This is a genomic window from Amycolatopsis sp. NPDC058340 (assembly GCF_042723975.1).
Classification (GTDB): domain Bacteria; phylum Actinomycetota; class Actinomycetes; order Mycobacteriales; family Pseudonocardiaceae; genus Amycolatopsis.
The window spans coordinates 29584-42652 of sequence record NZ_JBHXIB010000023.1 but is presented as its reverse complement, the minus strand read 5'-3'; the positions used below and the strand labels follow the sequence as shown (position 1 = coordinate 42652).

15 protein-coding genes are annotated in these 13069 nt (G+C 69.0%); 9 read left to right on the top strand and 6 right to left on the bottom strand.

What is annotated here, in order from left to right; all coding sequences use genetic code 11:
* Positions 1 to 147 precede the first annotated feature (147 nt).
* Positions 148 to 1230: an acetate/propionate family kinase gene (locus ACFWIW_RS24375; RefSeq protein ID WP_378370543.1), complete on the top strand. Its 1083-nt coding sequence runs from the start codon at positions 148 to 150 to the stop codon at positions 1228 to 1230.
* 65 nt (positions 1231 to 1295) lie between these two features.
* On the opposite strand, the gene ACFWIW_RS24370 is transcribed toward ACFWIW_RS24375, so the two are convergent.
* The 3 genes from ACFWIW_RS24370 to ACFWIW_RS24360 form a co-directional block, all read right to left on the bottom strand.
* Positions 1296 to 2801, bottom strand: a complete 1506-nt coding sequence (locus ACFWIW_RS24370) for an SdrD B-like domain-containing protein (RefSeq protein WP_378370542.1) — start codon at positions 2799 to 2801, stop codon at positions 1296 to 1298.
* Between the two features lie 384 nt (positions 2802 to 3185).
* Positions 3186 to 3662 (bottom strand): universal stress protein, encoded by a 477-nt coding sequence (locus tag ACFWIW_RS24365; RefSeq protein WP_378370541.1) that lies wholly within the window; start codon positions 3660 to 3662, stop codon positions 3186 to 3188.
* Positions 3659 to 4072 (bottom strand): HPP family protein, encoded by a 414-nt coding sequence (locus ACFWIW_RS24360; protein WP_378370540.1) that lies wholly within the window; start codon positions 4070 to 4072, stop codon positions 3659 to 3661. The genes ACFWIW_RS24365 and ACFWIW_RS24360 overlap by 4 nt, the downstream gene beginning before the upstream one ends.
* A 142-nt stretch (positions 4073 to 4214) precedes the next feature.
* On the opposite strand from ACFWIW_RS24360, the gene ACFWIW_RS24355 reads away from it, so the two are divergent.
* The 8 genes from ACFWIW_RS24355 to ACFWIW_RS24320 all read left to right on the top strand — a co-directional run bounded on the left by ACFWIW_RS24355 (position 4215) and on the right by ACFWIW_RS24320 (position 11140).
* A complete protein-coding gene (locus tag ACFWIW_RS24355; protein ID WP_378370539.1) occupies positions 4215 to 4799 on the top strand; it encodes a hypothetical protein in 585 nt (194 codons plus the stop codon).
* 95 nt (positions 4800 to 4894) lie between these two features.
* Positions 4895 to 5863, top strand: a complete 969-nt coding sequence (locus ACFWIW_RS24350; protein WP_378370538.1) for an Acg family FMN-binding oxidoreductase — start codon at positions 4895 to 4897, stop codon at positions 5861 to 5863.
* Positions 5860 to 6654, top strand: a complete 795-nt coding sequence (locus tag ACFWIW_RS24345; RefSeq protein ID WP_378370537.1) for a hypothetical protein — start codon at positions 5860 to 5862, stop codon at positions 6652 to 6654. Before ACFWIW_RS24350 ends, ACFWIW_RS24345 begins: the two co-directional genes overlap by 4 nt.
* Complete coding sequence (locus ACFWIW_RS24340; RefSeq protein ID WP_378370536.1) at positions 6651 to 7157, top strand: universal stress protein; 507 nt, start codon at positions 6651 to 6653, stop codon at positions 7155 to 7157. Before ACFWIW_RS24345 ends, ACFWIW_RS24340 begins: the two co-directional genes overlap by 4 nt.
* 25 nt (positions 7158 to 7182) lie before the next feature.
* A complete protein-coding gene (locus ACFWIW_RS24335) occupies positions 7183 to 7758 on the top strand; it encodes a hypothetical protein (RefSeq protein WP_378370535.1) in 576 nt (191 codons plus the stop codon).
* Between the two features lie 12 nt (positions 7759 to 7770).
* A complete protein-coding gene (locus tag ACFWIW_RS24330; RefSeq protein WP_378370534.1) occupies positions 7771 to 8148 on the top strand; it encodes a hypothetical protein in 378 nt (125 codons plus the stop codon).
* 23 nt (positions 8149 to 8171) lie between these two features.
* The gene (locus tag ACFWIW_RS24325; RefSeq protein WP_378370533.1) at positions 8172 to 8747 is read left to right on the top strand and encodes a CBS domain-containing protein; all 576 of its coding nucleotides are present in this window, start codon (positions 8172 to 8174) and stop codon (positions 8745 to 8747) included.
* Positions 8744 to 11140, top strand: coding sequence for a GNAT family N-acetyltransferase (locus tag ACFWIW_RS24320; protein WP_378370532.1), 2397 nt, complete (start codon positions 8744 to 8746; stop codon positions 11138 to 11140). The genes ACFWIW_RS24325 and ACFWIW_RS24320 overlap by 4 nt, the downstream gene beginning before the upstream one ends.
* Before the next feature lie 54 nt (positions 11141 to 11194).
* Here the strand turns inward: ACFWIW_RS24320 and ACFWIW_RS24315 are convergent, their stop codons facing one another.
* From ACFWIW_RS24315 to ACFWIW_RS24305, 3 genes are all read right to left on the bottom strand, one after another.
* Positions 11195 to 11779, bottom strand: a complete 585-nt coding sequence (locus ACFWIW_RS24315) for a hypothetical protein (RefSeq protein WP_378370531.1) — start codon at positions 11777 to 11779, stop codon at positions 11195 to 11197.
* Positions 11780 to 11822: 43 nt separating this feature from the next.
* Positions 11823 to 12245 (bottom strand): hypothetical protein, encoded by a 423-nt coding sequence (locus ACFWIW_RS24310; RefSeq protein WP_378370530.1) that lies wholly within the window; start codon positions 12243 to 12245, stop codon positions 11823 to 11825.
* Between the two features lie 149 nt (positions 12246 to 12394).
* Positions 12395 to 13060, bottom strand: coding sequence for a CBS domain-containing protein (locus ACFWIW_RS24305; protein WP_378370529.1), 666 nt, complete (start codon positions 13058 to 13060; stop codon positions 12395 to 12397).
* Between the last annotated feature and the right edge of the window lie 9 nt (positions 13061 to 13069).

Sequence of the window (13069 nt, the reverse complement as noted above, 5' to 3'; positions counted from 1 at the left end):
TTTTTTTTTTTTATACCTCCGCGGCCCCCCACCCGCCGCGCCACACGCCCTACTTGTTGGTGGGGGTCTGGGGCCCCCCTGCCGGGGGGGGGGGGGCGCCCCCCCCCCGGCGCGCCCCCCCCCGGCCCTGTGCCCGAAGGAGTCTTCATGCGTGTCCTGACATTGAATCCCGGCTCTTCGAGTCTCAAATCGTCCTTGGTGGTCGACGGCACGCCGGTCGGATGGGCCGCCATCGGCCTGGACGACGCCCCCGGCGCCGCGCGGCAGGCTCTCGATCGGTGGTCCACAGTGGACACAGTGGCGATCAGGTTCGTGCACGGGGGCTCCAGGACCGGTCCGGTCCGGCTCACCCAGGAAGTCGTGGACGCGCTCGAAAAGCTCAACCCGTTCGCGCCGCTTCACCAGCCGCAGGCCGTCCGCCTCGCACGGGAGGTATTCCGGCTGCGCCCTGGCCTGCCCCTGGTCGCGTCGTTCGACACGGCCTTCCATTCCTACCTTCCCGGAGAAGCGTCGAGGTACGCGCTACCAAGGGAATGGACCAGTCAAGGGCGCTTGCGTCGCTACGGTTTCCACGGCCTTTCCTGTCGTCACGCGGCACGCCGGGTGGCGGAACTGTTGAGCGACGGCGAGCCACGGCTCCTGTGCTGCCACCTCGGTGCCGGTGTTTCGGTGACCGCGATCCGCGGTGGCCGGAGCATGGACACGAGTATGGGCTTCACTCCGCTGGAAGGGCCGGCGATGGCGACGAGGTCCGGTTCGGTGGATCCCGGTCTGGTGCTGCACGTCATGCGAACCGCGCCGATGTCGGTCGACGAGATGGAAGACGCGCTGTATCACCGGTCCGGTCTCGCCGGGATGAGCGGGACGGACGGGGACCTTCGAGCCGTCCTGGCACGCGAAGCGGCGGGTGATCCCGAAGCGACTTCGGCCGTCGCCGTCTATCTGCACCGGATCCGCCGCGAGATCGGCGCGATGGCGGCGAGCCTCGACCGGATCGACGGCGTCGTGTTCACCGGTGGGGTCACCGAGCATCAACCCGAGCTGATCGCGCGACTGGCCGCGCGGCTGGGCGTCTTCGGGATCACCGTCGATCCGGTTCGCTGTCTCGGTGACGGCGACCGGGTGCTCAGCCCGGACGGCGCCCCGGTGACCGTCTTCGCCATGGGAACAGGTGAGGACGTCGAACTGGCACGGGACGCCGAGGCGGTGCTCTCGGTGGAACACGTATGACAAGTCCGTGAAGGCCTCCTTGAGAGACCCAGGGTCTCTCAAGGAGGCCTTCACGGACTTCGGTCCTACCGGAATCGGCGGCGGTGCGCGCCGAGTACCAGCGCCGCGCCCGCCATCATCGTGACCATGCCGCCCAACGCGAGCCAGGTGACCCCCACGCCTGTGGTGGCCAAGCCGGGCGCGGGCGTGTGCGGGGCCGAGAGCCGGGGCTGCGTCGGCCCTGGGCCGGGCATGGCGACCTGCGGGCTCTTGGACGGCGGCACGGGGTCCGGATCGGGCTGGTACGGGCCGGGGACGACGAAGTAGAGGTGGCGATAGGGATTGTCGCCGGGTCCGTTCTCTCCGTCACGGACGACGAACTCCGGATCGGAATACACCATCGTCCACGGTCCCACGATCCCGAAGTCGTACAGACCGGCCGGCACGTTCCGGAATGTGAAGCCACCGCTGCTGCCGGTCACCGCCCGGGCGACGACAGCACCGGTGGCCTGGTTCCGCAGGTAGACCTTCACCCCGGGCAGAGGATCGCTGTAGGGGAGGCCGAGTTGTGGCTTCCACAGAAAACGCCCCAAATAGCCGTCGACACGCGGGGCCATGCCGCCAGGGATCCTCGCCGTCGCCCTGACAGCCGGTGGTCCGTTGAGGAACGGCGGCGCACCGATGGCACACGTGACGCGCAGGTGGCCTACGGCAGCGGCCTCGTCCGTGATCCGGACCGTCATGACGTGGACTCGCTTGGCTCTGGCCGGGACAGTTACACCCGGCCCGCCGGGAGACAGCTCCCCGGTCGCGAGTTCGGCTGAACCGGAGGTCCAGCAATGGGCGGTCGCGTTCGTGATCACCGCCGGGCCCTTGTTGGCCAGCGTCACAGTCAAGTGCGCGACGTCGTTCTTTCGGTACGTCTCCCGGGTGAACGCCATCGACACGGACAGCCATTTGGCGGCCGAAGCCGTGCCGCGGACCACCACGTCGGGGTCGTCGACACCGTCCACTTCGACGTTCGGCCCCACCAGATACCACTCGGCGCTCTCGAGCGATGTCCAGTAGCGGCCCGCCGGCAGATCGCGGAAGGCGAAACGTCCCTGGGTATCGGTGGTCGTGCTCCGGCCGACGTTCGGAGTGCCACCTGAGGTGTACACCTTGACCCCGGCCAGCGCCTCGCCGGGATCCATCGTCCCGTTTCCGTCGCGGTCGCCGTAGACCGTTCCGCGGTAGCTGCCGCTGAGGTGCGTGACCGGGACGGACGCGGTGACGGTGTTGTCCGCCGGGTCGGCGTCCTCTTCGTCACCGAGCAGAGTGGCTGTGACCGTGAGGGTCACCGGGCCGGATGTGGTGGTCACGTAGCCGTCGGCGGTCCCGACCACGGTCTGCCCCGGTTCGATCGGCACGCCAGGTGGGGAGAGCGGCGTCCACCAGGTGGTGGACAGGTTGCCGGTGGAACTCACGATCACCCGGCTCGCGGACGCCTTCCCACTGTTGGTGACCCTGGCGTGCACCGTGATCAGCTCAGTGGAGAGGTATGAGGATTCGTCGAACCACACCGTCAGTCGCAGGTCCGGAAGAGCAGGCACAGCGGGCCGCGGAGCTGTCGTCGTCGGGGCGCTGGACCGGGTGCTCGACGATGTGGAAGCCGCCGGTTTCGTCGTGGTCGCCCGGGACGCTGTCGATGTGGTTTTCGACGGAACCGGTGCGGGTTGCGACGACGTCGGCGTGATCTTCACCGGAGTAGCCGGGGTGGTCTTCGGAGGGGATGTCGTTGCGGGAGCCGTGGTCTCTGCGCCTGGGGAAGTCGCCGACGCGGTCGGGGCAGTTTCGCTGGCGAAGACGGGCCCCGCCGATGCGGCGAGGCAGAGCGCGATCGAAGACAGTACGGCTGCCGTGGACGTGGGTCTTCGTATCATGTCAGGACGCCTCGATTCGTCGGGACCGTGCTCGCATGCGAGCACGGTCGAATTTCAGGAAGCGGTCGGGCTGAACCGGTGGATCGCCTGCGGCGACACCAGCACGATGGGACACGTCGCGTGCCTGACGCACGCCGTGGAAACACTGCCGAAGACGAGCCTCCCGACCGCGCTCTTCGTCCCAGTGCCCAGCACGAGAAGGTCTGCTTCGTGTGCCGCCGCGAGCAGTTCCGACGTCGGATTTCCTTGCCTGAGCGAGGTTTTCACCTCGACGTCCGCTTGAAGCTCGCTCTGGATCCGGGCGACCGCGTCGTCGAGCGAGTAGTTCTTCCGCACCGGAACCCTGCCGTGGGGCTGGAGGGCGAACGATGTGCCGGGAAGGAGTTCTTCCCTCGGAAGAACCATCAGGACTTCGACGTCGTCACCGACGGCGGCGGCTTCGGTGATGGCCCATCGGATCGCTTCTTCGCTTTCGGCAGAGCCGTCGGCGCCGACGAGCAGGTGGCGGGTGTTGCCGGGATTCGTGTTCATGGCTCATTCCTTTGTGCGGATGGCCCGGCACGGAGCAGGTCCTGCCAGGTGATGACGCCGATCACGTGGCCGTGTTCGAGGACCGGGACGGACCGGAGCCGTCGCTCCAGCATCTTCGCCGTCAGTTCGGTCAGATCGCCATCGGGATGGGCACCGGCCGCGTGCCGCCGCATCAGCGTGCTCACTTTGGTGTGACCGCTGAGCATGACGCCGCTGTCCGGGTCACCGTCGGGAAGGTAACGCGCCCGGAGCAGGTCCTCTTCGAGCAGCACTCCGAGCAGTTCGCCGGTGTCGCCGACGACCGGTAGCGAGGTGATTCCCTTGCCGGTCAGCACGGCGATCGCTTCGCCGATCGTGGCCGCCGGGGTCACCGCGACCACCGGGGTGGTCATGACATCACGTACTCGCATGCAGCCAGTCTCGATCCGGCGGGTGGTCCGGGAATACGGCTGGAGGTCCCGGCTGGGCGGGACCGTCGCCTCTCCTGCGGGGCGGTATCGCCGCGTGATGGTTACGGCACATTCCCGGCGATCCGCAGCGGAGGTCCAGGTCATGAACACGTCGTCTCACTGGTCGCGCGCCTGGCGTCTGGTGCGTCCAGGGCGAAACCCGCTTGCTCGCCGCGAAGACCGCATCGAGGCGTTCACGGTGCTTCTCGCGATTGTTCTCGTGGTCGTCGCCCTGCCGGTCGCCGCTGCGGTGGCTTCCGGTGTCTTCGCGGCCCGTTCCGAACAGGCGGCGACCGAGCAGGCCACCAGATACCGCACGGAAGCGACCCTTCTCGAAGACGGCGCGCCCATCGCCATCGGGGGCCGGGCGGGTGCCGTGCAAGACACCTCGCCCGCGGAGGCCACTTGGGTCACGCGTGACGGGGGCACCCGAGTCGGCGATGTCCAAGCGACGCGAGGGACCCTGGCCGGCACGAAGGTGCCGGTCTGGCTCGACGGGGCCGGGAACGCGGTCGACGCGCCCACCACCGTCCTCGACGCCCGTCTTCTCGGTGTCGGCACGGGAGTGGGCCTTTGGCTCGCCTTCACCATAGTCGTGCTGGCAGGCCAGCGCTGCGGCCGGTTCCTGCTCGACCGGGCCCGATGGGCGCGGTGGCAGGAGGAATGGCGCGAGTTCGCGCCCCACTAACGGTGCCGAAGGTCCCGGAACACCGGGCCCACGGCCACTGCCGTCCCCGTCCACCACGCGAGACGCTGAGATCGTCGAAAGGCAGGTGTAGCAGGATGGTCCTCACTCGTTCGCCCGTCGTCGCGGACGCGCTGCGCGCCGCGGTGCGCGCGCCGTCGCCGCACAACACCCAGCCGTGGATCTTCGAGCTGGGGCCGGACACGATCGACGTGGTGCTCGACGAAAGCCGGATTCTCGGTGCCTGCGATCCGGAAGCGCGGGAGGCGCGATTGGCCTGTGGCGCGGCGTTGCTGAACCTGCGGCTCGCCATCGCCGCCGCGGGCCGAATCAGCGAAGTCGAGCTGGCGCCCGAACGGGCGAGGCCTTCCTTGCTGGCGCGGGTCACGCTGGGTCCCCGTCACCGTCCCACCACGACCGAACGCCATCTCGCCGCGGCGATTCCGCGGCGCTACAGCAACCGCCGCCCCTTCACGGACGAGCCGGTGCCGCTCCGCCTGCGGACCGCCGTGCGCGAGGCGGCCCGTGAGGAGGGAGCGCGGCTGGTCCTGCTCGACGAGGCCGGGCTGCTGGAGGCGACCGCGGGGCTCATTCGCCGCGCCGACCACATCCAGCACCTTGACGCGGCTTTCCAGCGAGAACTCCAGGCATGGACCAGGCAAACCAGTGAGGACGACGGTGTTCCCGCCTCCGCGGGCGGGCCTCGCTCCGCGGGTGGGCTGCTCCCGGGGCGGTACGTCAACGAGGACGGCGCTCCTCGCGTCTTCGAGCAGGACCCGCTCGTCGCGGTGCTGACGATGCCGAACGACGCGCCGATCTCCCAGGTCCGCGCGGGATGCGCGATGCAGCGGGTCCTGCTCACCGCCACGGACGCCGGGCTGAGCGCCTCGTTCTCTTCCCAGCCGATCGAGATCCCCGCCATCCGTGACGAACTGCGTGACCTGCTCGGTGGCGCCGGTCACCCCCAGACCGTGTTCAGGCTCGGTTACGGCTGTCCGGGCGTGAAGACGCCACGGCGCCCGATCGAAGCGGTCACCCGCGACCGGAGCGAGGAGGAGCAGCCATGACTGCTTCTCTCACCGGGATCCCGGCGCATGTCTGGTCGACTGAGGAGAAACGGATCCTCGTGGCGGCCGCGCGCCAGGTAGCGAGGCGATGGATCGACGATGTGTGGACGCTGTCGGTCCATGACGACTCACTCGACTTGTACGAACGAGTCACGAACCTGCTCGGAGTACGGGACCGGGGTGGGCGTGCGCGATTGATCGTCTGCGGGGCGGTGGTGGCGAATCTCGACTGTGCGATCACAATTCTGGGCTGGTCGCCGGTCATCGATCTGACCTGTGATGTGCTCGCCCTGGACCGGGTCGCCAGGCTCAGATCGCTGCGGCGGATCCGCCCCGCGGCGGACGATTTCGCCCGTTTCGCCGCACTGCCCGGGCGACCGACCAGGCCGGCTCCGTCCTCGGTGGCGGCGTGGGGGCGGGAGATCGCCGAGGCGAACGAGGGCGACGGCATCCGGGTCCGGGTGCTCACGCCTTCTCAGGTCCGTCAGCTGCCCAAGGTAGGCGGGCAGATCAGGAGGAAAGCGACTCCGGAAGCCTCCTGGGTCGCCTTCCTCGTCGCCACCGTGACGGAAAGCCGGGAACAGCTCGTCCGGGCAGGCGTGGCCGCACAGCGGTTGTTGCTCGCGGCCACCGAGTACGGCCTGGACGCCACCGCGTTCACCGAGCCTTTCGATGCGCCCGCGCTCCGTGGGGCGCTCGTCGGCATCGACGGTGTTCCCGGCTTCCCCCAGGCGGTCGTCGTGGTCGAAGAACCTCGGAGAACACCGGCACAGAAGGGAAGAACGTCATGACTGACAGTGCGACGGAGAACCGGATCGTCGTCGGCATGGACGGTTCGGCGGGTTCTGCCGCGGCGGTGCGCTGGGCGGCCGATCAGGCGGTCAGGCAGGGCGCGGCCTTGCGGGTGGTCACCGTTTGGGTCCACGACGAGATGCTGGACGACGCGTCGGCCGGCCGGACCGTGGCGGAGGCGAGAGACGTCCATTTGAAGGCGCTGAAAGCCGCGACCGCCAAAGTCCTCGATGCTCACGAGGGGCTCGATGTCACCTATGACGTTCCGCAGGGAGACCCCGGCGAAACGCTCGTGGAGCGATCGAAAGGCGCTTCGCTGCTCGTGCTGGGCAGCCACGGCACGGGCAAGCTCCGTGAACTGCTGGTCGGCTCGGTGTGCAAGACGGCGCTGCGGCACGCGACCTGCCCGGTGGTGGTGATCCCGCCGCCCGCCACGGCTCCGGAAAGCAGGCTCGGCCGGCTGCTGACCTCTGTTGCGTACGAGCCCGGCCCGATCCTCTGAGCAAACCCGGACACAGGAGAAAGCCATGAGAGCGCTGCCCGGACTCTGGTACACGCGAAATCCGCTCGTCCGGTGGTCGGACCGGCTCGAAGCCGCGCTGGTGATCGGTGCCGTCCTGCTGGCGCTGCTGGCGATCCCCTTCGCCGCGGCCGCGGGTTCAGCGGCCTACGCCGAAGGTAGGGAACGGGCGGCGGAGCAGGTGGCGAACCGTCAGGAGGCGACCGCCGTACTGCTCGCCGACGCTCCGCCCGTCCAAGTGCGCCTCGACGGAGTGCCCATGGACGAGAAGGTCGAAGCGACCGCCCGATGGACCGCGCCCGGTGGGCTGATCCGTGAAGGCGTGGTGACCGTCGACGCCGGGTTGGCGACCGGGAACGAAGTGCGGATCTGGCTCGACGCGAGCGGGCATCCCGTCGACGCGCCCGCCACCGCCGATGACGCCCTCAGCCGTGGCATCGGTGTCGGCGCGGGGCTGTGGGTGGGCTGGCTCACTTTGGTCACGGGGATCTTCCTGATGTGCCGGGCGGCGCTCGCCCGCGGCCGTGCCGCCGAGTGGGCGCGCGAATGGCAACGGATGGCCCAAGACCGGCCCACCGCCTGAACGGAGAAGAAGATGAGAATCCTGCTGACAGAGGCGGGCTTCGACGAGTCGCGTGAGGTCGCGGCCGCGCTGCGGGACCTGGGCTGCCGGGTCAGCTCGTGCCATGTCCGGTCCGGAGTGTGCCGGGCTCTCGCGTCCGGCGGGACCTGCCCGCTGGACGAGGAGGATCGGCCGGATCTCGCCGTCGACGTCCGCGGTACCGAGGCCGGCCTGACCGCACGCGAATTCGGTGTGGTGTGCGCACTCCGGGCGCGGGTCCCGGTCGTGATGACCACGACGGGCGGCACGGGCGTCCCCGTCGTCCCACCAGGTTTCGAACACCGGGTCACGGCTAGCCCGCCGGAAGACCTCTTCGACGCGTGCGGGGCGTTCCTGCGGAACCGCGTTTGACGAACGAATACAAGGAGGATCCGATGCGTGCTTCGGAGATCATGTCCAGTCCGGCGGTGGCGACCACTCCCGCGACATCACTTCGCGAGGCGGTGGCGGTGCTGACCGAGAAGGGTTTCGCCGGCCTGCCGGTCGTCGACGACGAAGGCCGGGTCCTGGGGACCTTCACCGAATTCGACGCGCTGCGGGGAATCCGGGCAGGCGGTGACGGGATCACGGTCGGTGCGTTGATGTCCACCCCGGTGGAGGTGATCTCGCCGTCGACCGAGGTCGCGGAGGTGGGCAGGCGGATGCTGGCCGACCGGCTGCGGTGCCTGCCGGTCGTCGAGGAGGGCGTCCTGGTCGGTGTGGTGAGCAGGCGTGATCTGCTCCGTCCGCTCGTCCGGCCCGACGACGCGATCGCCGCACAGGTGCACGGCCTGATCAGTGACTACGCCGGACATCGTCCGAAGTGGACGGTCAAGGTCGACGGCGGCTACGTGAGCATCGCCGGTGAGTTCCGGGACGAAGCCGAACGGCGGGTGCTCGACGCGCTCGCCCGCACGGTGCCGGGCGTGGTCGCCGTCGTACTGGACACCCGGAATCCGGCGTCGACGTGACGACCGGGACGAGCGCCCTGCTGGCGGACGGCGACATGGTCACCGTCCGCCGGTTGCGTGCGGAGGACTTCGACGCCGTCCTGAACCTGCACCAGCGGCTGGACGAGCGCGACCGCTATCTGCGCTTCTTCACCGCCCATCCTGGGAGGTTGGATCTGCTGAGCCGGTTGGCGATCGAAGGTCCGGGTATCGGAGCGTTCCGAGGGGACGAACTCATCGGGATCGCCCACTACCGCCCGGGCTCCGCGGACGACGCGGCCGAAGTCGCGCTGGTCGTCGACCACGCGGCCCAGGCACACGGGGTCGGCACTCTGCTGCTCGAACATCTCGTGTCCTTGGCCTTGGCACAGGGCATCCACCGTTTCGTCGCCCTGGTGCTCGCGGAGAACACCCGGATGATCAAGGTGTTCTCCGACCTCGGCCTCCCGTACGTCATCGGACGGGGAGGGCCGGAGCTCGACGTCGAGATCGAACTCGGCGAGCCCGACCGGTACCTGGAGCGGATCGAGGAGCGGGAACGGCTCGCCGATGTGGCGAGCCTCCGGACGGTGCTGGCCCCGGCCTCGGTGGCCGTCGTGGGGGCGGGCAGGCGTGAAGACTCGGTGGGCAGGGCGATCCTGCGTAACCTTCTTGGCGCCGGCTATACCGGAGACGCATACGCCGTGAACCCGAACGCCACGGAGATCCTCGGCGTCCCCTGTGTCCCTTCGGTATCTTCCCTGAACGCCGTGGTCGAACAGGCGGTGATCTGTGTCCGCGCGGAGTCGGTCCCCGACGTCGTCGAAGACTGCGGGCGCGCCGGCGTGCGATCGATCGTGCTCGTCACGGCGGGACTGACCGGGACACCGCTGGAGCACCGTGTCCGCGAACTTGTCGCCAGGTACGGGATTCGCCTGGTCGGCCCCAATTGCTTCGGCGTGGCTAACACCTCTCCGTCGGCCTGTCTCGACACCACGTTCGCTCTCCGGGCAGTTCGGCGAGGCCGCGTCGGGGTGGTGACCCAGTCCGGCGGTTTCGGGATCGCGCTGATGGACGCGCTGGCCGGGCTGGGGCTCGGTCTGTCCACTTTGGTCTCCACCGGCGACAAGTACGACGTGAGCGGCAATGATCTCCTGCGGTGGTGGCGCGGTGACGGGGAAACCGACATCGCCGTGCTGTACTTGGAATCCTTCGGCAATCCGAGGAAGTTCAGCAGGCTGGCGCGGGCTCTCGCCAGGGAGAAGCCGGTCGTGGCGATCCGCGGGGCCGCCACCGCGGCGGCGCAGCGGGCCGCGGCGGCGCACACGGCCGCGCGAGCGGTTCCGGCCGCGACCAAACTCGCGTTGTTCGGCCAGGCGGGTGTCCTTGTCGTCGACACGGTGACCGAAGTCCTCGGACTGCTCGCCGCGCTCTCGTGGCAGCCGTTGCCATCCGGTTCACGGGTGGTCGTCGTGAGCAACGCGGGCGGTGCCGCGGTCCTGGGTGCGGAGGCCTGCGTTCGCAATGGCCTGCTCCTGCCCGAACTGAACCGGCGGACTCAGGACGCGCTCCGGCGGCTGTTGCCCGAGCACGCGAGCGTGGGCAACCCGCTCGACACGAGCGCCGCCGTCACGGCCGACACCTTCGCCTCTTGTGTCGCCGAGGTCTTGGCCGACGAAGGAGTGGACGCGGTGATCGCCGCCGGCGTACCCACCGGTGTCGGCGATCCGCTGGCCGGGCTGGTCGCGGTGCCGGAGAACAAGACCGTCCTCGCCGTGCGGCTCGGCCAGCTGGAGTCGGTCGCCCCGCACCGCGGGATTCCCTGCTACGCCGATGTCGAGGAAGCTGCGGCCGTCTTGGCGAAGTTGTCCGAGCGAAGCCGCTGGCTCGAGGCAGGGGAGGGTGGCAGGCCTGATCTCGCCGGTATCGATCTCGCGACGGCGACCCGGCTGGTGGGTGAGTACCTCGCCGCGCATCCGGACGGTGGGTGGCTGTCCCGGAAGGACAGTGAGGATCTGCTCGCCTGTTTCGGGATCCGGGTGACCAGGCGCCGGTTCGGTGATCGCGAGCTGCTGATCCGCGGCCAGGCCGACGACGTGTTCGGACCGGTCGTCGTCCTGGGGCTCGGCGGTATCGATGGCGCCTTGCTCGACGACCGGTCAACCGCTCTCGGGCCGCTCAGCACTACCACCGCCGACTCTCTGGTCGGCAGCCTGCGGGCGAGCAAGGCGTTGTTCGGTGGGAGCAACGCCCTCGACCGTGCCGCGCTCTCGGAGTTGCTCCTGCGGACCGACCGGATCATGGAGCTGGTGCCGGAGGTCGTCGACGTGGACCTCGACCCGGTACTCGTGTCGCGCGACGGGGCCACCGCGGGCGCCGTCCGGATCCTCGTCCGGCAGCGGCCATGGACCGATCACCATCTTCGCCGGCTGTGAGCGAACGAAGTCCCGGCACCGGGTCGACGGTGCCGGGACGGGTGTTCGGAGAGGTCATCGAAGCCAGTGGTTACGGTCCACGAAGGACAGCCGCCGCCACTGCTTTCCCAGCCCCCAGGTGTTCCCGGCGGCCGTCGCGGCCAGCGCGATGAGCACCAGCGCGTAGATCACGTGGTATTCGATGATCGGGTTGGTCGACATGGTCGGCTCGCCCGCGCCGTTCGTCCGGGCGGGCGGCCACTCGGCGATCCACATCAGCAGCATCATCACGCTGCCGGTGACGGCGGAGAGCCGCAGTCCCACGCCCACGGTGACCGCGAGCCCGATGCCGAGCAGGCCCGCCATGAACAACCAGTCCGCCCACCAGGTGCCGCCCCAGGAGCGGAGAGTTTCGGCGAACGGGCCGACGTCGACCCGGCTCAAGAAGCCCTTCGTCGGCGAACCGCCGTTGACCCAGGCGTTGCCGGAAGCAGTGGCATAACCGAGACCGAAGGTCTTGTCGAAGAACGCCCACAGGAAAAGCAAACCGGTGGCGACGCGGAGCACGGCGAGACTCGCGGCACCCCGTGACCGTCCATCATGGACTTCCGGATGTTCGGCGGGAACGCTGCGTCGATGCCCGCTTTCGGTGGTGGTCATGGAACTCTCCTCTGATCGGTGGTTCAAGGTCGATTCGAGTGTGTTACGACACGGCACGCGGCTCTGGGGCCGAAAGGCCCGGGTACACGAGGCCATCGTCATGCGCCGCGGCAAGACTCGCCCGGCATGCTCGGATCAGCTGACGGGTGGCCCTGGTCGGCGCCGCCCGCCCACAGCCCGGACAGGAGAAGGTGACGTCTCCGGCGAGTTCGTCGACCGCGACGGAAAGCGCTAGAGAGCAGGCGCGGCACCAGCGGTGGCCGGTCACGATGATGACGTGCAGCGGCGAGGACACGCACTGGTGCAGCCAGCGGCGATGGGTCCGGCAGGTGATCCGCTCCAGGGGATCACGGTCGTGCTCTTCCTCGAGGTCTTCACGCGACAGCGTGAGCGCGAGCCGTCGGTCCTTGAGGTCCGCATAGCGGGCGAGGGGAGTCGGTTCCTGTTGGTTGTTCGTGGCCGACATGGGAGGGTCCTCGCTTCCGATCCGCGGGTTGCTGCCTGTACTCACATCGTGCTCGGCTTGTCCGAGACACAGGAGAGGCGGACGCCCCGGGCGAAGCGGCCCTTAGGTCCGCCTCGATTCCTTCGAGAGCGGGCCGAAGGTCCCGCGGTTCAGATGCCGAGAGAAGCGGGCCGGATGACGTCGTCGTCCCAGACGAAGTCGAGCCGGTTCCGGACATCGACCACGCCGGGGACTTCGCTCGACAGGGCGCCCGCGCGTTCGACCGCGCCGCGGTTGTCCAGCCTGCCGAGAAGCGTCACCACGCCGTCGGCGACCGTGACGGACGCCTGTCCGGGTGCCACCCACAGAGTGCCGGCGAGGATGTCGCGTTCGATTTCGCCACGGATCTCCTCGTCGGGACGCCGGAACATGGACAGCAGATCCCGGCGCGAAACGACACCGACGAGTTTCCCGTTCGCGACGACGAACAGCCGTCGTACGTCCTTTTTGATCAGTCTGACGGCAGCGGCGGAAAGTGAGGCGCCGGCTTCGATCGTCACCACGGGCGCGGTCATCAGGTCCTTGGCGAGCAAGGCCTTCGCTTTGCGCGACTCGTCCCTGGCGTGGTGACCGGCGAGCAAGACGGGCCGTGGTCCGCGGAGCCGAGCCAGGAGATCGGCCTCGGAGACCACGCCGACCGGTGTGCCGGAGTGGTCCACGACGGGCACCGCGCTGATCCGCTGCTTCGCCAGCAACGCGGAGATCTGCTTGTAGCCGGTGTCGGGTGCGACCGTGATCGGGTCGGTGGTCATGACTTCGGAAACGGTGGTGCACATGGGGCGCTC

Excerpts from the sequence above, each read along its gene's own strand:
- ACFWIW_RS24375 (WP_378370543.1), top strand. The coding sequence starts at position 148 with ATGCGTGTCCTGACATTGAATCCCGGCTCTTCGAGTCTCAAATCGTCC.
- ACFWIW_RS24365 (WP_378370541.1), bottom strand. The coding sequence starts at position 3,662 with ATGAACACGAATCCCGGCAACACCCGCCACCTGCTCGTCGGCGCCGAC.
- ACFWIW_RS24360 (WP_378370540.1), bottom strand. The coding sequence starts at position 4,072 with ATGCGAGTACGTGATGTCATGACCACCCCGGTGGTCGCGGTGACCCCG.
- ACFWIW_RS24355 (WP_378370539.1), top strand. The coding sequence starts at position 4,215 with ATGAACACGTCGTCTCACTGGTCGCGCGCCTGGCGTCTGGTGCGTCCA.
- ACFWIW_RS24350 (WP_378370538.1), top strand. The coding sequence starts at position 4,895 with ATGGTCCTCACTCGTTCGCCCGTCGTCGCGGACGCGCTGCGCGCCGCG.
- ACFWIW_RS24345 (WP_378370537.1), top strand. The coding sequence starts at position 5,860 with ATGACTGCTTCTCTCACCGGGATCCCGGCGCATGTCTGGTCGACTGAG.
- ACFWIW_RS24340 (WP_378370536.1), top strand. The coding sequence starts at position 6,651 with ATGACTGACAGTGCGACGGAGAACCGGATCGTCGTCGGCATGGACGGT.
- ACFWIW_RS24335 (WP_378370535.1), top strand. The coding sequence starts at position 7,183 with ATGAGAGCGCTGCCCGGACTCTGGTACACGCGAAATCCGCTCGTCCGG.
- ACFWIW_RS24330 (WP_378370534.1), top strand. The coding sequence starts at position 7,771 with ATGAGAATCCTGCTGACAGAGGCGGGCTTCGACGAGTCGCGTGAGGTC.
- ACFWIW_RS24325 (WP_378370533.1), top strand. The coding sequence starts at position 8,172 with ATGCGTGCTTCGGAGATCATGTCCAGTCCGGCGGTGGCGACCACTCCC.
- ACFWIW_RS24315 (WP_378370531.1), bottom strand. The coding sequence starts at position 11,779 with ATGACCACCACCGAAAGCGGGCATCGACGCAGCGTTCCCGCCGAACAT.
- ACFWIW_RS24310 (WP_378370530.1), bottom strand. The coding sequence starts at position 12,245 with ATGTCGGCCACGAACAACCAACAGGAACCGACTCCCCTCGCCCGCTAT.
- ACFWIW_RS24305 (WP_378370529.1), bottom strand. The coding sequence starts at position 13,060 with ATGTGCACCACCGTTTCCGAAGTCATGACCACCGACCCGATCACGGTC.